This is a genomic window from Holzapfeliella floricola DSM 23037 = JCM 16512 (genome assembly GCF_001436605.1).
Taxonomy (GTDB): Bacteria; Bacillota; Bacilli; order Lactobacillales; family Lactobacillaceae; genus Holzapfeliella; species Holzapfeliella floricola.
Map to the genome: position 1 here is coordinate 415,565 of NZ_AYZL01000020.1, position 22,950 is coordinate 438,514.

Below are 22,950 nucleotides of genomic sequence, written 5' to 3' on the forward strand. Positions count from 1 at the left end.
GTGACTACTTAATCTTAATCTTCTTTGTTCATCATCTCTTCAAGGGTAGTCATAAAACCACTAACATCCTTGAACTGACGATAAACACTCGCAAAGCGAATATAAGCAACATCGTCCAAATGTGACAACTCGCTCATAACTAATTCGCCGATTTTTTTAGAAGGGACTTCCATGTCACCACTGGTTCTAATACCATTTTCTATCCTATCAACGATTTTATTAAGTGCTTCACTTTTGATAGGTCTTTTTTCAGCAGCACGAATAAGACCTGCCATTATTTTATCACGATTGAAAGCTTCTCTAGTTCCGTCATTTTTGACAACTAGTAGTGGTGTTAATTCAACTCGTTCAAAAGTCGTAAATCTGAACTGACAGTTTTCACATTCTCGACGCCTTCTAATTGCACGGCCTTCATCGCTTGGACGGCTATCAATCACGCGAGATGTTTTTTGATGACACATTGGACATTGCATGCAATCATTCTCCTAACGTTTATCCTGCGACAGCACTATTTGGGGATAGTTATCACTAAGATATTTCTCTATTTGTTTTTTAGTTTGTTTTTTAGTTCCACAGTTGTTAATAATAATATCAGATAATGTTCTTTTACGTTCAATAGACCACTGTGCCCGAACACGTTTTTGAGCAGATTTTTCAGTCATTTTATTGCGTTTCATCAATCTAGTCAGTTGCATTGTCTCATCTGTATAAACAAGCATGACTTTATCAAATTCAGTCCGATAATCAGACTCAAATAATAGAGGTATATCTGCAATCACTAACTCATTTTCTGGTGTGTTGAAATGCTCTACTTGACGCATTATTTCTTGACGAATCAGTTTACCATTAATCTGATTTAATTGTTTTAGCTTTGTTGCGTCAGAAAAAACAATCGAACCTAATTTTTTTCGGTTAATCGTTTGATCTTCATTTAAAATATCTTCACCAAAAAAATCAACGATATTGTGCCAACCTTTTTTGTGTGGCTCAATAAGTGATCTAGCAACTTCATCCGCATCAACAACCGGTATATTGTATGATTTAAAAATATCAGCAACAGTACTTTTACCCGTTGCAATCGATCCTGTTAATCCTATTTTATCCGTCATTTTTTACCACCTGACAACTTGGGCAAAATGATGTTCCTCTCCCATTTACTTTTATTTTTTCTATAGTAGTTTGACACCTTTCACAAGGCATCCCCTGTTTGCCATAAACATGTAAAAAAGATTGGAACTGGCCTTCGTTACCATTAGAGTCATGGTAACTTCTGATTGTAGTGCCATTTAGCTCAATGGCCAGCTTAATCTCTTCGTTAATTTCCTGATGCAAATCATCCACTTCAGACTCGGTTAAATCCTGCGCGCGAGTTAATGGATGAATGTGACTCAACCATAAAACTTCATCAACATAAATGTTGCCTAGTCCACTAACAACAGATTGGTCAAGCAGCGTATTTTTAATGTTTTTCTTCTTTTTTTGAAGAGCTCGATAAAAGTATGACGTTGTAAATTCAACTTGATTGGGTTCATATCCTAAGTGTCGAATTCCCGTCTCAACCCGTTCCATTCCTGTTTTTACTAACTGTAAACGGCCAAACTTTCGTACATCATCATAACGCAACTGTGTACCATCTGTAAATAAAATACTAAGGTGTTCATGTTTTTGAATAGGATCTTCAGGTAAAACCAAACGATATTTACCTTCCATCCTCAAATGTGACACAATTGTTAAATCATGACTAATTCTAAATAGTAAATACTTGCCTATCCTGTCAATTCTTTCAATAGTTTTGCCTTTCAACTTGGTTTTAAACTGATCAGCATCCCCAGAAACAATATTAGGATAAATAATATCAACAGATTTAATCGTTTTGCCTTGTACTTGTGATGTTAAGGTTTTTCGAACAGTTTCAACTTCAGGTAATTCCGGCATTGACTTTCTCCTTACACTTTTATTTGGCTTGATACCATGATTGACCATATGAACTATCAACAACCAAAGGAACATCTAATTGAATAGCAGAAGTCATCACTTGTGGTACTAGCTCTTCAATAATGGCTAATTCATCTTTAGGCACTTCAAATATTAACTCATCGTGCACTTGTAGTAACATTTTAGTTCTTAGCTGTTTGTCTTGCAAAGCTTTTTGCATGTTTATCATCGCAATTTTAATAATATCAGCTGCTGTTCCTTGAATTGGCGAATTCATAGCTGTTCTTTCTGCAAAAGATCTTAAATGAAAATTGCGAGAATGAATATCAGGTAAATAACGACGACGGTGCATCAGTGTTTCAACATAACCATCAGCTTTAGCTTGGTCAATGGTGTCATCCATAAACTGTTTAACTTTTGGGTATTGTGCAAAGTACTGATCAATAAAAGTCTGAGCTTGTTTTCTTGAAATATCTAGATTTTTAGCTAAACCATAGTCTGAAATACCATAAACTATTCCAAAGTTAACCGCTTTAGCTTGGCGACGCATGTTGCCATCTACTTCTTCAGGAGAAGACAAGTTAAAAATCTTCATAGCTGTATGAGAATGAATATCATAATCACTCTTGAATGCTTCTTGCATATTTTCATCTTCTGACATATGAGCTAAAACACGTAGTTCAACTTGAGAATAGTCACTAGAAAAAATTACTGATTCCTCATTGGAAGGTACAAAAGCATGTCGAATTTTACGTCCTTCTTCTAATCTAATCGGAATATTTTGTAGGTTGGGATCAACTGATGATAGTCGACCTGTTGCAGTTAGTGTTTGCAGGTAACGCGTGTGAATTCTTTGGTCGGAATGAATCGTTTTAAGCAATCCATTAACATAAGTTGACTGGATTTTAGCAATTTGACGATAGTCTAAAATATCACTCACAATCGGGCTTTTCTTTTTCAAAGTTTCAAGAACATCGACAGAAGTTGAATACCCTGTTTTAGTCTTTTTAACCGGCGGTAAATTTAATTTTTCAAATAAAATTTGTCCTAACTGTTTAGGTGAATTAATATTAAATTCTTCTCCAGCTTGTTCATAGATTTTAGTTTCTATTTCTTGTAGCTGTTGACTTAAAATGACAGACATTTCTTGCAGCGTTGATGCTTGCACTTTAATTCCAATGATTTCCATTTCTGCTAAAACAAATGCCAACGGCAATTCGATTTCATCAAACAACTGGTCTTGATTGTGCTCAGTCAATTGCTTCATCAAATCAGATTTTATAGACTCAATGGTTCTAGCTTTGCGAGATAAATGTTCAAATAAGCCATCTTCATCAGGTAGTGATTTTTTGGCACCCTTACCGTAAACTTGAACGTCACTTTTAGCATCAAAATAATTATAAGATTGTGCCAACTCTCCTAAATCATTTTGATTGTGGTCTGGATTTAATAAATAAGAAACAAGTAGCATATCAAAATCAACTGCCCTCAATGTGACACCTAGTCTTCTTAGACCCACAATGGTTCGCTTAACATCAAACACCCACTTATTAATACGAGAAGACTCTAAAATTTGCTTGATTGCAGATGTTGTCAAGAGTTCAATATTTGAACTAACAAAGTACTTACCATTGATTCCTAGACAAAATCCAACAAAATCTGCTTCGTGGTAATTTTCGCCAAATAACTCTAGTTGAAAAATTACGGGCCCTTCAACAATATCCGATAGCTTTTGCGCATCTTCTTCATTATTTAAAACCGTGTAACTGATTTCTTCTTGTGTATTTTGATCAAATTGACTGTCTAGAACTTCCTTATCTAGAAATGACTTGAAGTTCATTTTTTGATAAAAAGAAACGAGCTGTTCAGAATTTTGTGGTTGTAAAGCTGTATCTGCCAAATCAAAATCAAGAGGTGTATCTACCTTAATCGTTGCTAAGTCATAGCATAAGAAAGCTATTTCTTTTTCATTAATAAGATTTTCTTTCATCTTGCTCTTCTTCATTTCATCAACATGATTATACAATTCCTTAACTGAACCATATTTCTGAACAAGTTTTAGAGCTGTCTTTTCACCTATTTTGGTAACACCCGGATAATTATCTGAGTTATCTCCCATCAAGGCTTTCATATCGATAAGCTGTAAAGGAGTAATCCCAAGCTCTTCTTCAAAGTAATCAGGTGTGTAAGACTTAATCTCATTAACACCCTTTACAGTCACATCAACTTGAATATGCGTATCTGCTAATTGGGTTAAGTCTTTATCTCCCGTTACAACAATTACTTCAAAATCTTGACTTTGTGCTTTTTTAGCTAAAGTACCAATAATATCATCAGCTTCATAATTATCTTGTTCATGCCATTTCAATCCCATATGGTCTAACATTTCACGAATATAAGGTAATTGTTCTAACAACTCAGGGGGTGTTTTGGCACGTGTTCCTTTGTAATCGGCAAACATTTCAGTTCTAAACGTTGTTTTTCCTGCATCAAATGCAACTAGAACATTATCAGGTTGGTGATGTTCTAGTAAAGTATCAAGCATTTTCTTCATGTTATAAATGGCACTAGTATGAAGGCCTTCGTTATTAACGAATCTATCAACCACGTTATATAAAGCATAAAACGCTCTGTAAGCTAAAGAATTACCATCAATTAATAATAATTTTTTCCGTTTACTCATGTGTTTCTCCTTATTAAAAGCACAAAAAGCAACCGAGTTGGTTGCTTTTATTTGTATTGTTTTTGGTAAGCACGTTCGTATTTTTGGACATCTCCAGCACCCATAAAAACTAAAACAGCATTAGAGAATTGATTCAATTGATCAACGGTTTCTTCAGTAATTAAATGTGCAGAACCTTCAATCTTTTTAATTAAATCTTCACTTTTCACTGTTCCTTTTTGTTCTCGAGCAGAGCCAAAAATTGGGGTCACAAACACGTGGTCTGCTTCTTGTAGAGATTTTGCAAATTCACTCAAGAATTGCTTAGTACGTGTGTAAGTATGAGGCTGAAAAACCGCAATCACTTCTTTTTCAGGATATTTTTGACGAACGGCAGAAATCGTAGCATCAATTTCAGTTGGATGATGAGCATAATCGTCAATAATCGTCATATCTTTCACTTTTGATTCTGCCAGACGGCGTTGAACGCCTTTAAACGTCAACAGTTCTTCAGCAACTGTTGCCATATCTAGCCCTTCCATGTAACTAACACCGATAACGGCTAGACTGTTTAAGATACTGTGATCACCGTAAAGTTTAATCATAAAACGACCCAATTTTTTACCATGGTGATTAACATCAAAAGATGATCCTTCGGCAGTTTTTTCAATATTTGTTGCACAAAAATCATCGTCTTTATTGAAACCATAAGTATATTTGGGAATATCAACTTTTAATGATTTTAATAACTTAGAATCACCATAAACAAACAATGCTTTTTTAACTTGTGAAGCTTCTTGTTGAAAAGCATCATAAACATCATCTAAGTCTTTAAAATAGTCAGGATGATCAAATTCAATATTGGTCATCACACAATAATCAGGTGAATACGCGATAAAGTGTCGTTGATACTCATCTGCTTCAAAAGCAAAGAAACGAGAATCTTTAACAGCTTTTCCCGTACCGTCTCCAATTAGATAACTTGTAGGTTCAATCCCACCCAATACATGAGCCATTAATCCCGTAGTACTTGTTTTACCATGAGCACCTGCAATGGCAATACTTGTAAAGCTTTTAATCAGTTGACCAACAAAGTCATGGTATCTAACCACTTTTAAGCCTAATTCGTGTGCTTTTTTAATTTCCATATGGTCATCTGAAAAAGCATTCCCTGCGATAATTGAAAGCCCTGGTTTGATATTGTCTTCTGAAAAAGGTAGCATTTCAATTTGTCTATCTTCTAGTCCCTTTTGAGTGAAGGTATATTCTGTAATATCAGAACCTGATACGTGATAACCTAAGTCATTCAAAATCAAAGCTAAAGCACTCATTCCTGAGCCCTTAATTCCAATAAAATAATAATGATTGTTTTTGTTTAACATTTTCATAACTCCAGTCTATTTTCACCCATAATTATAGCATTAAATTTATTTCAGGGATAACTTTGATTACAAAAAAACGATGTGAATTAAATCACACCGTTTGCAAGTAGTTCATCGACTTCATTAGATTTAAAAGCATCTCCGGCTACTGTCTTATCTGGCATCACCAAAATTCCTCTAGCAGTTGGCGCATGTTTAAGTCCTAACTCTTTAGCTGAACAAATCATACCACTACTATCAATACCACGCAGTTTGCCAGGCCAAATTAATTGACCATTTGGCATCATTGCACCAGGTAGTGCCACAACAACTTTTTGTCCTTGGGCAATATTTGGTGCACCACATACGATTTGGTGTTTACCCAATTGACCAGCATCAATTGTTGTGACATTCATATGATCTGAATCTGGATGTGGTTCACATGTTTCAACGAAACCATAAACAATTTTGGGCTGATCGTCTACTGTTAAATTGGCGTCAAAATTGCTTTCAATTAATTTCTTATTTAGTTGATCAATATTATGTTTAGTTAAAAACACTTGACCATTTTGGTTTGGATCAATATCTGTATAAGTTGAAATATTGAAAAAGTTATACCCAATCACTTGATTATCTTCGTTAGTTAAGCAAACTGTATCATCAACTTTTTTTATATTTGTAGTTCCTTTATCAGGTCCTAAAATAACGATTAATGTGTCAAAAAAACTATGTGCATTTAAACTTGAAATCAACATATATTAACGCTCCTCTTAAACTAGCCTAGATTTGATAAGAAGCTAATTACTTCTTCTTTAGTTTTACGATTTTTATTTACTAATCTACCAATTTCTTGACCATCTCTAAACACAACAAAACTTGGAATCCCCATAATATTTAAGTCCTGTACAACATCCATCGATTGATCGCGATCAACTTCATAAAAAGTCATCTTACTAAATTCGGCTTCAATAGCCGGTAACTGAGGTTTTATAAAACGACAGTCGCCACACCAATCTGCACTAAACATCAAAACAACAGTGTTTTTTTGTGCTATTAGTTTCTTAAAATCTTCGCGAGATAAATTACTCATTTTTTCCATAACTATAGTCTCTCTTTCATCTTAACTTAAGCACTAAAATGTGCATATAAAGCATAAATAGGTTGTCCCTTAGCTGAAAATTTTTCTTCATATTCAGTCATAATATTATCTTCAGCCATTTTACTATCATGTAAATTTACTGAAACAAAATCAAAATGCATCCCATAATTATTAAAACTTTGAACTGAATAATTGTAAAGTGACTGATTATCAGTTTTAAATTCAATGCCCTTATTGGGTTGTAAAATTGTTTTGTAAATATCCAAAAAAGATTTATAAGTTAATCTTCTTTTTTCATGTTTTGTTTTAGGCCAAGGATCTGAGAAATTCAAAAATACTTTTGAAACTGAATTTTCAGCAAAATAATCTGTTAAAGCTTCACCATTACCTAAAAACAACTGTAGATTAGGTAGCTGTTCCTCAAGTTGCTTTCTCAGAATCATTCCAATAGCTGCTTCTTGTATCTCAATGGCGACAAAATTAACATCTGGGTGTTTTTTAGCCTGATTGATGATAAATTGTCCTTTTCCTGATCCCACCTCAATATAAAGCGGTGCATCAGGATTTTCAAAACGGCTGCTCCAATCAATTAACCCAGCTTTGGGACGGTCTAAAATATAATCTGGATTTTGTTCAATCATATTACGTGTCCACGGTTTGCGTCTTAATCTCATGATATTCTCCTACTTTTTAGCTTTTAATTTTAACGATAAATACCCATAAGTAAATATTATAACAAAAATATTAACGGATACAATCGCAATCCAAACATTAACGGCTACACCATACTTAATAAGCATCCCAATAGATAAAATAAGTGATTCTAGTAAAAGTGCCTGTGTTAATAATTGCTTAAAACTCTGAAACTTATTAGTTGAGTCAAAAGGCATTACAAAATACATTAAATGACGGTCATATTGATTATACAACGGCAACAACTGATAACCTGTTAGAAACACAATGAAGATTCCCATAATCAACGTAAACCAGCTATTATCTAAAATTACCATCAAAATCAAGGCAAACGCTGTCATTCTGACTAGTAAATTTAAGTACTCTGGATTTCGAATCAATGTTCGCTTAAGCAAGAAAAATTGTGGCGATTGTTTCTTAGAATCTTTAACAAACAAATCTAAAGTAAAATCTAAATATTTGCGACGTTTGATTTTAGCTGTTCGTTCTTTAACATCTGTAAACAAACTGTAAAAAGCATAGATTAATTCTTGGCGACGTGATTCTACTTGAACTGCTTGGCGCCAGTCAAAATTTACATGCACCGTATTCAAAAATACTCGACTGCAAATAATTCCCACTACAGCTACAATTAACAATAATGGTGAAAATAAATAAATTGAACCTATAAGTGCTAATAGTATTACGGGTTGACTCCATACAATGACTTTTCGATAGCTTTGTGCTATTGCAAATTGCTTTTTAGTTTGCAATTCAATGTTTAAAATTTTTGCTGTAATCAGTCCCATTACAATTATGATATATCCAATTAATGAAAAAGACATCTTAAAATAAACTAATGGTAACAACACCACGGAAATTAACAAAATAAAAAACACTGGTAGAGCTAGACTATATTGCTTGGCCGGTTTAAAATAATCCATTATTTCATCGTCTTTAGCCCACAAAAACTGTTGGTCTGCCTCATCTAAAAACGTGGCTAATTTTCCAAAAAGATAAGGAATAAATAAAATCACACTAACAACTAAACCATAGTACCATTGATTATTAGGCAAACGTTTCATGACATCGGCATACCAAAATAGTAGACCACCCATTCCAATAATTAAAGCTAGCAAAAAGTGGTCATTAAAAACTAATTGCAAATAACGAAACTGTTTAACTAGATTTTTCTTTAATCTTGTCTGATATAACGCTTTCATAACTTAACCTCTCTTTGCCAATTGAGAATATAAGTCTTCAAGGCGACCATCGGTCAATTGGTATTGTGATTTAATATCATCCAATGTTCCATTTGAAACCACACGACCATCGTTTAACACAACAAAGCGATCAATCGCATCACGCGCAGTTGATAAGATATGAGTTGTTAGTAAAACCATCTTACCTTCTGCCTTTTTTTCAGCAATTAAGTTTAATAAATCTTCGACAGCCAGTGGATCAAGTCCTGTAAATGGTTCATCAATAATAAAAAGTGATGCGTCTGTCATAAAGGCTGTCACAATCATTACCTTTTGCTTCATTCCTTTTGAAAAATTGACTGGTAGCCAATCTAGCTTGTTATCTAGTCTCAATATTTCAAGTAGCTTTTCAGCCCTTTCAAATGCTTTGTCGTAATCTAAATCGTAAGAAAAAATAGTCATTTCTAAATGTTCTTTTAAAGTTAGTTCTGAATAAAGCACAGGTGTTTCTGGCATTATTGCGATTTGCTTTTTAAACTGTTTGGTATCTTGTGCCATTGTCTGTTCATTTAATGTAATTTCTCCCGAAATCGGTTTTAAAATACCTAATATATGTTTAATAGCCGTTGACTTCCCAGCACCATTTAGTCCAATTAGACCAACTACTTCACTGGGATTTATTTCAAAAGAAACGTCTTTGATAACGGGCACACGAGCATAACCGCCCGTTACCTGATTTAATTTTAGTGACATAATATTCTCCTAATCTAAATGAAAAAATCTATATATTATGATAGCATGAAAATAAAAACAACGTAGAATTTAGAGGTAAATAATATGGAAAATAACTGCATTTTTTGCAAAATTATAAACAATGAAATACCAAGTTACACTATTTTTGAAAATGATGACGTGAAGGCTTTCTTGGATATTTCACAAACGACTCCAGGACATACACTCGTTATCCCTAAAAAACATCGTGATTCTCTTTTGTCTTTTGACAGAGAAGACGCTAGAAATGTCTTTCAATATATACCAGAAATTGCACGCGCAATTAAAGCGTCAAACACTGATATCAAAGGCATTAACCTCTTGAATAATAATGGTGAAGTTGCTTATCAATCTGTCTTTCATGCTCACATTCACTTAATTCCACGCTATAGTGAACAAGATGATTTTAGCATTCATTTTTCCGAAAACCAAAGTCACTACACCCCTGAAAAATACGAAGAATTAGCCAAATCAATTAAAACACAATTTTAGTCACTTTACTTAAAGGAGAAAAACAATGAAAAATTTTTTACTTGGTAGTCTACTCGGTGCAGCAGCAGGCGTCTTTTTAGCTAATACTAAGAATCAAAATACAGGCAATACTTTTGGTAAAGACTTCGCTGAAGGTATTAAAGAAACTGGGCAAGATTTTGATGATATTAACCGTGAGCGCGAAAAAATTCAGCAAAAACTTAACTATCTTCAAAATGAAGGTGTAAAAACTATTGAAAAGTTTAGCGACGATCTTACCCAAGATGTTGAGGAATTCAATTATTACGCTGAACCTCATATTGCTAGACTTCAACAAAAAGTTAGGGACTTAGAGTCTAAACTAGACAGTAATAAATAATCAAATAAAGTTTGACAGATTTATGAATTTTTTTAAATTTGATATCATGTGAGTCTAAATTATGCTATATTCTAACTGGCGCAACAAATTAAGTAAGGATGTGTAACGATATAATGAAAAGTTATATGAAAAAAATTGTAGCGGGAGCAGGAGTTGCAGCAATGTCACTAACACTTGTGGCTTGTTCTTCATCTTCTGACAAAACCGTGGCCAACTATTCAGGTGGTAAAATCACACAAGATGACTTTTACACCCAATTAAAGACTAGCCAAAGTGGTAAATCAACTTTAGCTAATATGATTATCCAAGGTGCTTTAGAAAACCAATATGGTTCAAAAGTATCTGAACAAAATGTTAATGATGAATATTCAAAATACGGTAGCCAATATGGTTCAAATTTCTCACTAATTTTACAATCTAACGGCTATACAGAAGCAACTTTCAAGAAAAGCTTAAGAACTAACTTATTAATTGAGGCTGCTATGAAAGATCTTAAACAAATTTCAGCTGAAGATGAACAAAAGGCTTGGGAAAGTTACCAACCTAAAGTTACTGTACAGCATATTTTAGTTAGTGATGAAAACACTGCTAAACAAATTATTACTGATTTAAACAGTGGTAAAAACTTTGATGAGTTAGCAAAACAATACTCAACAGATACAGCAACTAAAGAAAATGGTGGTAAACTACCTGAATTTGATAATACAGATACTTCTTTAGATGCAACATTTAAAGAAGCCGCATTCAAATTACAAACAAACCAATACACAACTGAGCCTGTTAAGACTCAATATGGTTACCATATCATCAAAATGGCTAATAACCCTGGTAAAGGTGATCTAAAAGATCATAAACAAGATATCGATAACCAAATTTACGAATCATGGATGAAAGATACTTCAGTTATGCAAAATGTTATTTCAACAGTATTGACAAAAGCTAACCCAAGTATCAAAGATAAAGACTTAAGTGATGCATTAGCTTCTTATATCCAATCAGCAAGTTCATCTACAGACCTTTCAAGTTCTGCAAGTGAAGGCTCACAAAGTCAAACAAACCAATCATCAGTAGACTCACAAAGTCAATCAAGTGAATCTAAGTAATTATCATTATCGCAAATAAAAAAACTCCGAAAAATTCGGAGTTTTTTTATTTGCGATAATAAGGTTTATATAACTTTCTATTTTCCAAAGCAAAAATACGACCTGTAAATTCACCTGGACTAATCTGTTTTAGTGATTCCGTCATCATATTCATTGAAGCATCAAATTCATCAATTCGATGTAAAACCTCTGCTTCAAGTATTTGAGGTCTTACCGGTGATCCATACTCTTTTAACCCATGATGTGATAGAACCAAGTGTCGCAACAATAAAAACGACTCTGTTTCTTCATCAATTTCAAGTGTTTGAGCAGCTTTGACAACTTCTTCATCAATTAATGCAATATGACCTATCAAATTACCTTCCAGTGTATAGTCAGTTGAAATCGGACCAGATAACTCAATAGTTTTAGCTAAATCATGGAGAATAATACCTGAATAAAGCAATTCTTTATTAATACCTTCATAAATATCCAACATATGATGCGCTAAGTCAAGCATAGACACAGTATGAAAGGCTAGTCCCCCTGCAAAAGCATGGTGATTTGTTTTAGCTGCAGGATACTCAAAAAACCGTTTATGATATTTATCAACTAAATAATTTACAAGTTTGCTCCAAACAGGGTGTGCAATTTCATTTTGGTAATAACTCATTTTATCCAGCAAACTATCTGAAGAAACAGGAGCCTGTCTTACAAATTGTGAAACCTCATAGCCTTCTTCTTTCATAACTGGACGCAAGCTGTAAATTCTAATTTGAGGATTATTTTGATAAGTTTCACGTCTACCATTAACTTCAACAATTTCTCCGGCCTGATATAAATTGACATCTTCATTTGAAGCATCCCAATACTTACCACTAATTTCACCAGAACTATCTTCGAATACAATTGCTAAAAATTGCTTGCCATTCTTTGCTACACGAACATCAACTTGTTTAAGCAGCACAATTGTATCCATTTCTTCGCCACTTTGGTATTCTAATAATTTTTTTGTAAACAACCGTCTTTTCTCCTTTAATTTAGTTCAATAATATCTTCTGGTCTAAACAACGCTTTAATTTCTTTTCTCGCTGTAAAAATAAAAACTTGGTTATAATCTGTTATCTCATCTAGTAATTGCTGAATCATCTTAACTCTTTGATTATCAAAATTGACAAAAGCATCATCAATCACAATAGGTAAACTTATCATATCACTAATCTGTTCAATAAAAGCAAACTTCAACGCAAAATATAGTTGTTCAGCTGTTCCACGAGATAATTCGTTAACCTCGAACTTTTTGTTGTCTTTAGTTACAACTTGCAGGCTATTTTTAGTGAATTTCACATGCTTGTAATGTCCTACAGTTAGTATTTCAAAATACTTTTGACTACGTTCAATCATATTAGGAAATCGGTTAGCACTAGCAACATCAAGCATTTTCATAATTACTTCCGACGTCAACTCCTGTGTAAGCCAATCGGTTATTAATTGATTGATTTTTTCTTTTTGTAGTGCAATTTGTTGTTTCAAATCAAATATTCCTTGATCATTCACTAGTAAATCTTGTTTTGCAGTTAACGTTGCGATGGCTTTTTGAACTGTAATTTGTTGCTGTTTTAGTTCTTCATAAGACTGCTCTGTTGAATCAAATTCTTGATTAAAACGTTGTCTATGCTCTTTGTAATCATGAACATCATGCCACAAGGAGCCTATCTCTTTTTTAATAGCATTGAGTCGTATATTATCTTCTTGTGCTTGAATATGACTTTGATAAGCTTTTTCAAAATCTTCGACTGTCTCAAATTGATTTCTTACTAAAATTTGATTGAGTTCAAACTGAAGAGATTGTTTCTGACTCTGCAATAATTCCAAATTATTTAATTTTAATTCTCTTGCACTTTCTTCTTGTTTCAAATCTAATTGCTTTTGTTGTACCTGGCTAATCTTTGTTCTAAGAGACTCGAATTGATTCATATCAGGGTCTATCCCAAACTGAGTCATGAAATCAGTAATTATCTGACTTCGACTCAGCATGTTTTGTTTATCTTGTTCAATTTGACTAGTCAATCGCTTAAAATAAGTTCGTTTTTCAAATCCCTCTTTTAAACTGTTGATTGTTGCAGCTTCATTAAATTGATAATAATCCAGATATTCATTAAACTCTGTATGCCGCTCTTGTTCTTTTCTTTTTTGAGCGCCACGACCATTATTTTTAAAATGAATAAGCAAAGAAATTGTTGAAACTATCGCCAAAATAAAAGTTGCTTTAGGATTAATAAACAACCCTACAATAGTTGCAAAGTAACCTAAAATACTAACAATTAAAGCTATTTGACCAGATGAGCTAGTATCTTTTGAACTCTCAAAATCTGTTAATTTACGCTGTGATTGCAAACATTCTTCATCAGATAATTGTGCAATTCTTGTTATTTGTGGTGTATAGTCAACAATCGAAGCTAAATCATTTTCTTTTTGATTAACTGAACTTTCTAAACGTTTGAATTCCTGATAGTCATATTGAATTTCTGACCATTTATTTAAAATTTCTTGTGAATCATTGTTATGACTATATTTAGTAGACTCTAAATTATTTTTATCTCTTTCAATTTGAGCATCCAATTGTGATAAAGATAATTTTAATTCTTGCACTTTTCGATAGTCAACATTCTTAAAACCCTTTTGGCTAATATTAACTCGCTGTTCTAGTTTATGATAATCTTCGAGTAACGAATATTTCTCTTTGATTTGTTTTTGATGTGTAAGATAATCAAGTAATTGGTTAGAATGCCGTTGCAACTCATCTAATCTACTTTGATTTTCTTCTAATTGAGATTGATAAATTTGATAAGTCTTGAACTCTTCATTTTTTTCTTGTAGTAATTCACTTAACTCATGATATTTGGCAACTTCCTGATTCAATGGTTGTTTTCGACCTCTTGGACGATAAATATCAGCGCTGTTTTTTGCCTTGTCTTGACTTAATTGTAGCCATTGTTTGCTATTAGTAACACCCAAATAGTAAATCTGTTGCATTAATTCTTCTTCACTAACGCCATAAATATTTTGTAACGTATCTTGATTAAAGACAAAACTTTGTTGATAAAACATTTCATTAACTTGTTTAACTCTATCAAAAAAAACACTAGCATCAACTTCATAATCGTCTTTAAAAACAGAAAAGTCACCTTCTGTTTTTTTATTAAGATAACGCTTTAAAACAAACCGACTATTACCATCTGAAAAAACAATCTCACCGCCAAAAAGACTAGGCATAGGCGAAGGATGATATTGCTTTTTCTTAGTTGTTTTATTTGGAAATCCAAACATAATTTGACTAATAAAAGCAGCTAATGTACTTTTTCCTGCTTCATTTTCACCGTAAAAAACGGTCTGATTAGTCGTAAAATTAAATGTTTTATCTGAAAACTTTCCAAAATTTTCAATTCTAATTTGCTCAATCTTCACTCTCTTCACTCCTCGTCACAGCCTCACTTAATTCCAGCTGCACCAGTTGTTGCACTTGTTTTGTTAAATCATTTGGATGATCAATCAACTGTTCAACCGGCAAGTATTTTTTTAATAACGGTCTTAATTTTTCAGAGACAATCGTTTGATTCAGCAAGCTATCTTTTGCTTCTTCAAAGTAAATTTCATCAATTTCAGTCATATCAATTTTGTGATTTACTTCAAGCTCAACATCATAAAGAATCACACTATAATCAATATTTTGAGAAATTTCATCTAAAAGATTAGTCTGATTAATTATCTCTTTAGCATTAAGTGACAAAAATTGACTATTTTGAATAACCAATTTAACCATTTTCATTTGCTGAACCGTAATTAAATCAAGTGCTTTTTCAATTTTGTCTTGTAGTCGCTGAATATCTGTTACCTGGTCTAACTTAACTACTAACTTATCAAAAATAATCTGACCTGTTTGAATAAATGTTAGATTAGTTTCAAAAGTTTGCTCATCAACTGTTACCAAATAACATCCCTTTTGACCTGATTCGTTAATATGACGCCCTTGCAAGTTTCCACTATATACGGCAAGCGGTCTTTGACTTACAATCTCTCGTTTATGAATATGACCTAAAGCGTAGTAGTGATAATTTTTTTTGATTAAATCAGCTATTTCAAAGGGTGCATAATTATCTTGATTAATGTCAGAGGTCGCTAATGCTCCGTGAATCATTCCAATAGTATAATGGTTTTTTGATACTTCTGGAAAGTTTTGCACGATATTTTTTGTAATATGATTTTGCACATAGCTAAACCCCACAATGTCTACCGGCAAACCTTTTTTAGTGGTAATATTTTTAGTCTGAACTTCTGAATTAAAGATAACAACATTATTAGAATAATCAAAAGCATAGTTTTCCGCTTTATAATAATCATGGTTACCGAAAGTTAAAAAAACAGTAATACCCACTTTATTTAGTCTTTCAAACTGCTTTGCAACAAACTTTTGAGCGTGTAAAGATGGCTTAGGCCCATCAAAAGTATCTCCCACTACTAAAACGAAGTCGACTTGGTTGTCTATCGCCTGATTAATAGCACTTTCAAATGCTAAGTAAGTCGAATCATAAACTGATTGCCATAGCTTGCTGGGTAAATAAGACAATCCCTTAAATGGACTATCTAAATGTGCATCTGCAATATGTAAAAATTTCATCTTTTACCCCCCTTTTTCAGATAAAAAAAAAAACGGAACGTATTATTCCGTTTTCTTTAAGTTCTCTAGTTATTTAAATCGTGGTAAAGTTCATCCATTGATTTTGAAACAGCACCATTAATGTCTTGGAATAATTGTTGCATGCTTTGTTCTTTACTCATTAGGTCAACGATTTCTTCTGTTTTTTCCATTTGTTGGCCTAATTCGTTAGCCTTAGTCATGTCTTCTTGTGTCAATTCTTGACCTGACATTTGTTTAGCTTGTAAATCTTTTTGAATATCATTTACATCTTTAAATAATTTAAAGGCTTCTTCGTTTTGTGATAATTTTTCGTATGAAGCTTGTAAATCTTTATATTCTGGAGTTTCTTTTAATTCTGCTGCTAATTGGTTAATTGTGTCGTAAATATTCACTATTAATTCTCCTGTTTTCTAATATTAATTAAGGTGATACCTTATCTCTAATACCATTGTACCATTGACCAATTGTTTGACCAACACCATCGAAAACATTTTGAACACTTTTTGTTAAATCATCCACCCAACTTGTTGAATTACCTTGAACATTTCGTTCAGAAACAAGCTGTTGGGCATTTTTTTCACTAAATGTTGTTTTATTTGTATAGGGCAACACACTTTGCGCAACTTGTTTAAATAAATAAGATATTTGTGTTTCACTGGTTCCACCCAAGTAATGTGTATCATCAGGGTTATCAAATCCTATCCAACTGACTAAAACAATGTCTGGAGTGTAGCCAATTATCCATTGATCATTAGCCCTGGTTGTCCCATCACTTAATTTAACTTCTGTTGTTCCCGTTTTACCTGCCATACGATAGCCATAAGGCTTAGCAAATTTACCCGTTCCATTATCAAATACATTCAACAATAAACTCGTCATCTGTTTTGAAATTTCTGGTGTCATAATTTGATGAGTATTTAAATTAGTATTATCTACCAAGACTTTATCATCATTCCCCACCACTTTTTTAACGGTGTGAACTTGATTAGGTAATTGCCCCTCATTGGCAAAAGCACAATAGGCCTTAGCCATATCTAGTAATGATACACCAGTTTGAAGACCACCTAATGCAAGAGCCAAGTTTTGATCAGCATTACTTAAACTAATCCCAAAATTTTTAACAGACTGTATCCCTTGGTTTAAGCCAATTTGATTCAACAACCACACTGCTGGTGCATTTTTACTTTGCGCCAGTGCTTGATATAGTGGCACTTCCCCCTCATACTGATTATCAACGTTTTTAGGGGTATATTTATCTGATCCATAAGCCTGTAAACTATCTTGCAGTTTCGAATCTATCTGATAGCCATTTTGTAAAGCTGGTGTGTAAACAGCCAACGGTTTCATTGTTGACCCTGGTTGACGCTGCATCTGAATGGCCCGGTTAAAGTCACTTTTACCACGGCTACCTACAACTCCAAGTACAGCCCCAGTTTTTGGATCCATCGCGAGTCCTGCTCCTTCAACTTTTTGATTGTCAGAAGCATTATCCGGAAATAGGCTATCGTTTTTATACGTTTTCTTCATATTACTTTGAACGTTATAATCTAGATAAGTATAAATACTTAGATTACGAGTAGCAATATCATTATAATCCCAATTATTTTGCGTCTTCAATTCTTGAAGGACAGCTTGATTATAATCCGAAAAAGCACTTTGATATACTTGATACCGGTCTGTCACAATCATTGCTTGGTTTTTAAAAGTTTGCAGTTGGTCTTTTGAAATAACATTATTTTTCTGCATAAGCTCTAGTACAAGATTTCGACGACTTACTGCATTTTCTTTTGAATCCATTGGATTATAATAGTTTGGCCCTTTTAGCATCCCCGCAATGGTAGCCGCTTCTGCAACTGTCAAATCACTCGCATTCTTTCCAAAATATTTTAATGATGCATCTTGGGCACCATAAACACCATTACCAAAATAAGCCGTATTTAAATACATCTCAAGAATTTGATCTTTTGAGTAATCTTTTTCTAGCTGAACCGCGTAAAAAAACTCTTTAATTTTTCGCCAAAAGGTTTGATCTTGCGTCAAAAAACTATTCTTAGCTAGTTGCTGGGTAACAGTGGAGCCACCTTGCGTAACCATACCTTTAGTGACCAAACTCAAGCTTGCTCTTGCCATTGATGTTAGACTAAAACCACTGTGGTTATAAAAGTCTTTATCCTCTGTAGAAATAACCGCATCTTTCAAATAAGGCGAAATTTTGTCAATTTTTGTATAATCTCCTCTATTGTAAGAAATTTCTCCAATTTTATTACTATTTTGATCAAAAATTGTTGTTACTGACCTTAGAGAATCTCCTAACTGGCCAACTGGTGTCAATTTAACTAATGCTGTACAATAAAAGGAAATCATCAATGTAAGCGTCAATCCTGCTAGAATCAGCCACCTCACAAGTTGGAAGCGATGATTCACTTTTTTCAAATGACTCAGACCTGATTTTGTCAGATCTAATAGTCTGATGGCATAACTTTCCATGACATCCTCCTATCTTTTCCTCGTTATTTTAGCACAAAATAGTCCCGATTCTTATTTCTTTAATGAAAGGTATAAAAAATTTAAAGATGTCTTTAGCAAATAAACGTATATTAACTCTACCTAAATCCTTTACACCATGCACAATTCGTGAACTTTTAATACAATTGTATATTCCTAAAAAATGGCAACATTTTTTACGAATTGAAAGAGCAGTCACCGTGAACGGTTCTTATCAACCCATTAATACAACAGTAGGTGCTGGCGACACAATTAACTTGAACTTCACGCAAGTTGAAACCTCACAGGCCTACTTACCTAGCCAAAAACTACCTGATATTGTTTATGAAGACAACGATATTATTGTTATTAATAAACCTGCTGGACAAAAAACTCATCCTAACCGACCCGATGAGGATAACACCGCAATGAATGATGTTGAATACTACCTCAACCAAACCAATGAACATGTTTATATGATTCATCGCTTAGATATGTGGACGAGTGGGCTTTTGTTACTGGCTAAGAATCCAATTGTTGTGCCCATCTTAAATCGCCAATTAGCTCTTAAAATAATGAAACGATTTTATTTAGCAACGGTTAGAAAAACCACCTCTATTCTAGATAACGGCACCATTTTAGATCCGATTGGACTAGATGAAACCGATAAACGAAAAAGACGTGTTCGCTCAGATGGATTGCCCTCCGTCACCCACTTTTCAGTTATTAGTCAAACAAGTTCACTTGCAAAACTTAAACTCGATTTAGAAACTGGTCGTACTCACCAAATTCGTGTCCACCTTAGTCATCACAACATGCCTATTATTAATGATCCTCTTTATGATCCATCAGCTAATTCCGATAAGATCATGGCTTTAGAAGCTTTTCAAGTCGAATTAGTAAATCCCTTTTCTTTTGAAAAATTAATTATTAATCTATCAAATAACGATAAAATAAAAAAACAGCCCTAGGGCTGCTTTTTTATTTTAGTTTAAGAAATTCTGCTTTTAACTGTTTAGCTTTTTCTTCATCTGTACAATAGCAGACAAGTGTATCATAGCCAGCTAAACTCGCAACAAGTTCTGAATAACCATGATTATCAATTAGCGCACTCAAAACATTAGCAGAATTAGGATTACATTTAATAATGACCGTAAATTGAATCTGCAAAACGTCTTGTACATTGTTTGCGAAAACCTCTTTTAACTGTGTTAAATCATCAATTTCTTGAGTTCCCGAAACAACGTAAGACATTTGACTATCATCTTGAATCAATTTGATAATACCCAATTCCTTCATATCGCGAGATAACGTGGCTTGGGTAATATTAATTCCTTTATCATTCAAATAATTCATTAAATCAGACTGTGTTTTAATATGATGACTTTTTAGGATTTTCAACAGTTCATCTTGTCTTCGTTTCTTTTGTTTCATGTTTTACATTTCCTTTGGAGCATTGACACCTAGTAAACGTAGCGATTCTGTTAAAACAACACTGGTTGCTTCAACCAAGGCTAGCCTTGCATTTAGGTGCTTATCCTCATCTAAAATACGTTGGTTGGCATAATATTTGTTAAATAATTGTGCTAAATTAATCGCATATTTAGCAATAATTGATGGCTCATATTTTTCAGCTGCACGTTGAACAATTTCATTGAATTTCAATAATTCTTTAGCAACTTCAAATGAATAATCGTCAGTTAGTTCCAGTTGAGAAGGTGTTGCATCAACTGTATGGTTTGCTTTTCTTAAAATACTTTGTGCACGTGCATTTGTATATTGTACATATGGACCAGTATCTCCTTCAAAACGAACGACTTCTTCTAAATTAAAGTCAAAGTTATCTAGACGATCATTTCTTAAATCGTGGAAAATAACTGCCCCTACCCCAACTTCGTGAGCAACTTGCTCTTTGTTAGGCAGGTTAGGATTCTTTTCATCGATTTGAGCTTTAGCTAATCTTACAGCATCAGATAAAACTTCTTCAAGTAAAATAATGTTACCTTTACGAGTAGACAGTTTTTTACCACCTGATGTGATTAAACCAAATGGAATATGGCGGATATCATCAGACCAATCGTACCCCATTTTACCCAAAACTGCTTTCAACTGTTTAAAGTGTTCACTTTGTTCGTTTCCAACAACATAAAGTGATTCAGCAAAGTTATAAGTATTTTTACGATAAATAGCCGCAGCTAAATCACGCGTCATGTAAAGTGTGGCCCCATCTGATTTTTGAATTAATGCTGGTGATAAGTCTAAATCATCAAGATCAACAATTTGAGCACCTTGAGATTCCTTCAGTAGGTCTTTTTCTTTTAATTCTTCTACAATAGCATCCATCTTATCATTATAGAAAGCTTCACCATTATAAGAATCAAAAGTTACCCCTAAAATATCATAAACACGTTGGAATTCTTTTAGTGATTCTTCTCTGAACCAGCGCCATAATTTTAAAGCTTCTTCATCATTATCTTCTAGTTTTTTAAACCATAAACGAGCTTCATCATCTAATTCTGGGTGTTTTTCTGCTTCCTCGTGGAACTCAACATAATATTTCAACAAATTATTAATAGGGTCTTGTCTGACTTCGTCTTCACTACCCCATTTTTTGTAAGCCACAATCAACTTACCAAATTGTGTCCCCCAATCTCCTAAATGGTTAATTTTGATTGGATCAAAACCTACTTTATCTAAAATCAATGAAATTGAATTACCAATAACTGTTGACCTTAAATGTCCCATAGACATCGGTTTAGCAATATTAGGTGAAGACATATCGATTGTGACATTACCTTTAGATTCACTTTGACTAGCATATTGATTGCCTTTTGATAAAATTGTAGAAACAACAGCTGATGTTAGTTCATCATGTTTAATAAAGAAGTTCACATATGGTCCAACTGCTTCAACTTTAGCAAAATCATCACCTTGCAGTTCTTTGGCTAAGTCTAAGGCAATTTGTTGAGGTGCTCTTTTTTCAATTTTAGCTAAACTAAAAGCTGGAAAAGCGTAATCACCTAAGTGAGAATACTTGGGTCTTTCAATCAGTTTTTCAATTGTCTGTCCATCTAGTTTATCTTGCAAAATAGTTTGCAGACTTTTCACGACACGTTCTTTGAAATTCATGCTTTTAATTCCTCCTATAAATAAAAAAACTCTCCCACAACGACTGTCGTGAAAGAGACGAGAAAAATCCCGTGGTACCACTCTAATTGATGTTTAACATCCACTTTACATAATTGATTTAGTTTGTTCTAAAGTGCGACAGGATTAATTATTTTGTTATCTTTCACCAACATAACTCGCTTTATAAATAAATTCAAATCCATATTCTTTAGTAATTCCAATTACAAAATTTTACACGATTTTTTTTGTATTTTCAAGTTTTTTATTATCTAATCATTATTTCCTAGGAGTTGAAGAATGGATAGATAAATATTGATAAAGTCCATATATAGCGTTAGGGCAAACAACGAACTCACACCTTCGATATCGCTGTGTGAAATTCTTTCATAGCGTCTTACTAGTTGATTAGTATCAAAAATAGTATAAAGACTGAACAAAACAAGTATTGCGATGTTAATCATCAAGCTCACAACTGTTGTGCCTATGAATAGGCTAAATAATGATAACACTATCACACCAATTAATGTAATGAATAATCCTTTTTGCCAGCTAATTAAATCTTTTTCAGTAGTCAAGCCAAAACGTGCTAACGCTAGAAATAATCCACTTGTGACTAGAAAAGATGCTCCTATTGTTCCTAATGAAAAATAAGAAAAAATATACGATAAAAATAGTCCATTCAATCCAGCTAGTCCATAAAACAATTTTGTTCCACGTTTAGCTTGGCGACTTTGAATTGATTTTTGCACCTGTGAAATTAAGGCAAACATTAGCACCATAAAAATGATGGCACCTGAGATTGAACGTGAAAATTTTGCAAAAACACCTGCAAATGCATAATTACCAGCAAAAGCTGTGATAGCTGTAATCAAAACAGCAGCAGCTACTTTTTGAAAAGTTTTATTAAGCAACTGTCGTGTATTATTAGGTTTTGTTTGTTCGTGAGTAACAATATGGTCCATATAGAGTACCTCCATTTTATTTATTGTGTCTTTCATTGTATC

The 22,950-nt window shown here is 33.4% G+C and carries 22 protein-coding genes; 4 read left to right on the forward strand and 18 right to left on the reverse strand.

Annotation, left to right across the window (positions count from 1 at the left end; all coding sequences use genetic code 11):
- Positions 1-14: 14 nt before the first annotated feature.
- From nrdR to FC86_RS06315, 10 genes are all read right to left on the reverse strand, one after another.
- On the reverse strand, positions 15-473 hold the full coding sequence (nrdR, locus tag FC86_RS06270; RefSeq protein ID WP_056975213.1) for a transcriptional regulator NrdR: 459 nt from the start codon (positions 471-473) through the stop codon (positions 15-17).
- Between the two features lie 12 nt (positions 474-485).
- Complete coding sequence (gene coaE, locus FC86_RS06275; RefSeq protein ID WP_056975214.1) at positions 486-1,109, reverse strand: dephospho-CoA kinase; 624 nt, start codon at positions 1,107-1,109, stop codon at positions 486-488.
- Complete coding sequence (gene mutM / locus FC86_RS06280) at positions 1,099-1,935, reverse strand: DNA-formamidopyrimidine glycosylase (RefSeq protein ID WP_056975215.1); 837 nt, start codon at positions 1,933-1,935, stop codon at positions 1,099-1,101. Before mutM ends, coaE begins: the two co-directional genes overlap by 11 nt.
- 19 nt (positions 1,936-1,954) lie before the next feature.
- On the reverse strand, positions 1,955-4,618 hold the full coding sequence (gene polA / locus FC86_RS06285) for a DNA polymerase I (protein ID WP_056975216.1): 2,664 nt from the start codon (positions 4,616-4,618) through the stop codon (positions 1,955-1,957).
- Positions 4,619-4,665: 47 nt separating this feature from the next.
- Positions 4,666-5,979, reverse strand: a complete 1,314-nt coding sequence (murC, locus tag FC86_RS06290) for a UDP-N-acetylmuramate--L-alanine ligase (RefSeq protein ID WP_056975217.1) — start codon at positions 5,977-5,979, stop codon at positions 4,666-4,668.
- 86 nt (positions 5,980-6,065) lie between these two features.
- Positions 6,066-6,710: a YtpR family tRNA-binding protein gene (gene ytpR / locus FC86_RS06295; protein ID WP_056975258.1), complete on the reverse strand. Its 645-nt coding sequence runs from the start codon at positions 6,708-6,710 to the stop codon at positions 6,066-6,068.
- 23 nt (positions 6,711-6,733) lie between these two features.
- Positions 6,734-7,057 carry a thioredoxin family protein gene (locus FC86_RS06300; RefSeq protein WP_056975218.1) on the reverse strand — a complete coding sequence of 108 codons (324 nt, stop codon included), beginning with the start codon at positions 7,055-7,057 and terminating at the stop codon, positions 6,734-6,736.
- Positions 7,058-7,083: 26 nt separating this feature from the next.
- Complete coding sequence (trmB, locus tag FC86_RS06305; RefSeq protein WP_056975219.1) at positions 7,084-7,731, reverse strand: tRNA (guanosine(46)-N7)-methyltransferase TrmB; 648 nt, start codon at positions 7,729-7,731, stop codon at positions 7,084-7,086.
- 9 nt (positions 7,732-7,740) lie between these two features.
- The gene (locus FC86_RS06310) at positions 7,741-8,952 is read right to left on the reverse strand and encodes an ABC transporter permease (protein ID WP_056975220.1); all 1,212 of its coding nucleotides are present in this window, start codon (positions 8,950-8,952) and stop codon (positions 7,741-7,743) included.
- 3 nt (positions 8,953-8,955) lie between these two features.
- The gene (locus FC86_RS06315) at positions 8,956-9,684 is read right to left on the reverse strand and encodes an ABC transporter ATP-binding protein (RefSeq protein ID WP_056975221.1); all 729 of its coding nucleotides are present in this window, start codon (positions 9,682-9,684) and stop codon (positions 8,956-8,958) included.
- Between the two features lie 84 nt (positions 9,685-9,768).
- On the opposite strand from FC86_RS06315, the gene FC86_RS06320 reads away from it, so the two are divergent.
- The 3 genes from FC86_RS06320 to FC86_RS06330 all read left to right on the forward strand — a co-directional run bounded on the left by FC86_RS06320 (position 9,769) and on the right by FC86_RS06330 (position 11,655).
- The gene (locus FC86_RS06320; protein ID WP_056975222.1) at positions 9,769-10,194 is read left to right on the forward strand and encodes an HIT family protein; all 426 of its coding nucleotides are present in this window, start codon (positions 9,769-9,771) and stop codon (positions 10,192-10,194) included.
- A gap of 25 nt (positions 10,195-10,219) precedes the next feature.
- Complete coding sequence (locus FC86_RS06325) at positions 10,220-10,552, forward strand: YtxH domain-containing protein (RefSeq protein ID WP_056975223.1); 333 nt, start codon at positions 10,220-10,222, stop codon at positions 10,550-10,552.
- Between the two features lie 113 nt (positions 10,553-10,665).
- Positions 10,666-11,655: a peptidylprolyl isomerase PrsA gene (locus tag FC86_RS06330; RefSeq protein WP_082618879.1), complete on the forward strand. Its 990-nt coding sequence runs from the start codon at positions 10,666-10,668 to the stop codon at positions 11,653-11,655.
- A gap of 46 nt (positions 11,656-11,701) precedes the next feature.
- Here the strand turns inward: FC86_RS06330 and FC86_RS06335 are convergent, their stop codons facing one another.
- The 5 genes from FC86_RS06335 to FC86_RS06355 form a co-directional block, all read right to left on the reverse strand.
- Positions 11,702-12,613: a 3'-5' exoribonuclease YhaM family protein gene (locus tag FC86_RS06335; protein ID WP_056975259.1), complete on the reverse strand. Its 912-nt coding sequence runs from the start codon at positions 12,611-12,613 to the stop codon at positions 11,702-11,704.
- Between the two features lie 56 nt (positions 12,614-12,669).
- A complete protein-coding gene (locus tag FC86_RS06340; RefSeq protein WP_056975224.1) occupies positions 12,670-15,102 on the reverse strand; it encodes an ATP-binding protein in 2,433 nt (810 codons plus the stop codon).
- Positions 15,092-16,312 carry a metallophosphoesterase family protein gene (locus tag FC86_RS06345; protein WP_056975225.1) on the reverse strand — a complete coding sequence of 407 codons (1,221 nt, stop codon included), beginning with the start codon at positions 16,310-16,312 and terminating at the stop codon, positions 15,092-15,094. Before FC86_RS06345 ends, FC86_RS06340 begins: the two co-directional genes overlap by 11 nt.
- Before the next feature lie 65 nt (positions 16,313-16,377).
- Positions 16,378-16,725 (reverse strand): YlbF family regulator, encoded by a 348-nt coding sequence (locus FC86_RS06350; RefSeq protein ID WP_056975226.1) that lies wholly within the window; start codon positions 16,723-16,725, stop codon positions 16,378-16,380.
- A 28-nt stretch (positions 16,726-16,753) separates the two neighbouring features.
- Positions 16,754-18,820, reverse strand: coding sequence for a transglycosylase domain-containing protein (locus tag FC86_RS06355; RefSeq protein ID WP_056975227.1), 2,067 nt, complete (start codon positions 18,818-18,820; stop codon positions 16,754-16,756).
- An 86-nt stretch (positions 18,821-18,906) separates the two neighbouring features.
- Between FC86_RS06355 and FC86_RS06360 the strand changes: the two genes are divergently transcribed.
- On the forward strand, positions 18,907-19,788 hold the full coding sequence (locus FC86_RS06360) for an RluA family pseudouridine synthase (protein WP_056975228.1): 882 nt from the start codon (positions 18,907-18,909) through the stop codon (positions 19,786-19,788).
- A 10-nt stretch (positions 19,789-19,798) separates the two neighbouring features.
- Here the strand turns inward: FC86_RS06360 and FC86_RS06365 are convergent, their stop codons facing one another.
- The 3 genes from FC86_RS06365 to FC86_RS06375 all read right to left on the reverse strand — a co-directional run bounded on the left by FC86_RS06365 (position 19,799) and on the right by FC86_RS06375 (position 22,908).
- Entirely contained in the window at positions 19,799-20,251 is a 453-nt protein-coding gene (locus FC86_RS06365; protein WP_056975229.1) for an arginine repressor, read from the reverse strand.
- A gap of 3 nt (positions 20,252-20,254) precedes the next feature.
- On the reverse strand, positions 20,255-21,946 hold the full coding sequence (gene argS, locus FC86_RS06370; protein ID WP_056975230.1) for an arginine--tRNA ligase: 1,692 nt from the start codon (positions 21,944-21,946) through the stop codon (positions 20,255-20,257).
- 269 nt (positions 21,947-22,215) lie between these two features.
- Complete coding sequence (locus FC86_RS06375) at positions 22,216-22,908, reverse strand: Bax inhibitor-1/YccA family protein (protein WP_056975231.1); 693 nt, start codon at positions 22,906-22,908, stop codon at positions 22,216-22,218.
- Positions 22,909-22,950 lie beyond the last annotated feature (42 nt).

Excerpts from the sequence above, each read along its gene's own strand:
- trmB (WP_056975219.1), bottom strand. The coding sequence starts at position 7,731 with ATGAGATTAAGACGCAAACCGTGGACACGTAATATGATTGAACAAAAT.
- mutM (WP_056975215.1), bottom strand. The coding sequence starts at position 1,935 with ATGCCGGAATTACCTGAAGTTGAAACTGTTCGAAAAACCTTAACATCA.
- FC86_RS06310 (WP_056975220.1), bottom strand. The coding sequence starts at position 8,952 with ATGAAAGCGTTATATCAGACAAGATTAAAGAAAAATCTAGTTAAACAG.
- FC86_RS06330 (WP_082618879.1), top strand. The coding sequence starts at position 10,666 with ATGAAAAGTTATATGAAAAAAATTGTAGCGGGAGCAGGAGTTGCAGCA.
- FC86_RS06360 (WP_056975228.1), top strand. The coding sequence starts at position 18,907 with ATGTCTTTAGCAAATAAACGTATATTAACTCTACCTAAATCCTTTACA.
- coaE (WP_056975214.1), bottom strand. The coding sequence starts at position 1,109 with ATGACGGATAAAATAGGATTAACAGGATCGATTGCAACGGGTAAAAGT.
- nrdR (WP_056975213.1), bottom strand. The coding sequence starts at position 473 with ATGCAATGTCCAATGTGTCATCAAAAAACATCTCGCGTGATTGATAGC.
- FC86_RS06325 (WP_056975223.1), top strand. The coding sequence starts at position 10,220 with ATGAAAAATTTTTTACTTGGTAGTCTACTCGGTGCAGCAGCAGGCGTC.
- FC86_RS06315 (WP_056975221.1), bottom strand. The coding sequence starts at position 9,684 with ATGTCACTAAAATTAAATCAGGTAACGGGCGGTTATGCTCGTGTGCCC.
- FC86_RS06355 (WP_056975227.1), bottom strand. The coding sequence starts at position 18,820 with ATGGAAAGTTATGCCATCAGACTATTAGATCTGACAAAATCAGGTCTG.
- FC86_RS06300 (WP_056975218.1), bottom strand. The coding sequence starts at position 7,057 with ATGGAAAAAATGAGTAATTTATCTCGCGAAGATTTTAAGAAACTAATA.
- FC86_RS06335 (WP_056975259.1), bottom strand. The coding sequence starts at position 12,613 with ATGGATACAATTGTGCTGCTTAAACAAGTTGATGTTCGTGTAGCAAAG.
- murC (WP_056975217.1), bottom strand. The coding sequence starts at position 5,979 with ATGTTAAACAAAAACAATCATTATTATTTTATTGGAATTAAGGGCTCA.
- polA (WP_056975216.1), bottom strand. The coding sequence starts at position 4,618 with ATGAGTAAACGGAAAAAATTATTATTAATTGATGGTAATTCTTTAGCT.
- FC86_RS06365 (WP_056975229.1), bottom strand. The coding sequence starts at position 20,251 with ATGAAACAAAAGAAACGAAGACAAGATGAACTGTTGAAAATCCTAAAA.
- FC86_RS06320 (WP_056975222.1), top strand. The coding sequence starts at position 9,769 with ATGGAAAATAACTGCATTTTTTGCAAAATTATAAACAATGAAATACCA.
- FC86_RS06345 (WP_056975225.1), bottom strand. The coding sequence starts at position 16,312 with ATGAAATTTTTACATATTGCAGATGCACATTTAGATAGTCCATTTAAG.
- FC86_RS06375 (WP_056975231.1), bottom strand. The coding sequence starts at position 22,908 with ATGGACCATATTGTTACTCACGAACAAACAAAACCTAATAATACACGA.
- argS (WP_056975230.1), bottom strand. The coding sequence starts at position 21,946 with ATGAATTTCAAAGAACGTGTCGTGAAAAGTCTGCAAACTATTTTGCAA.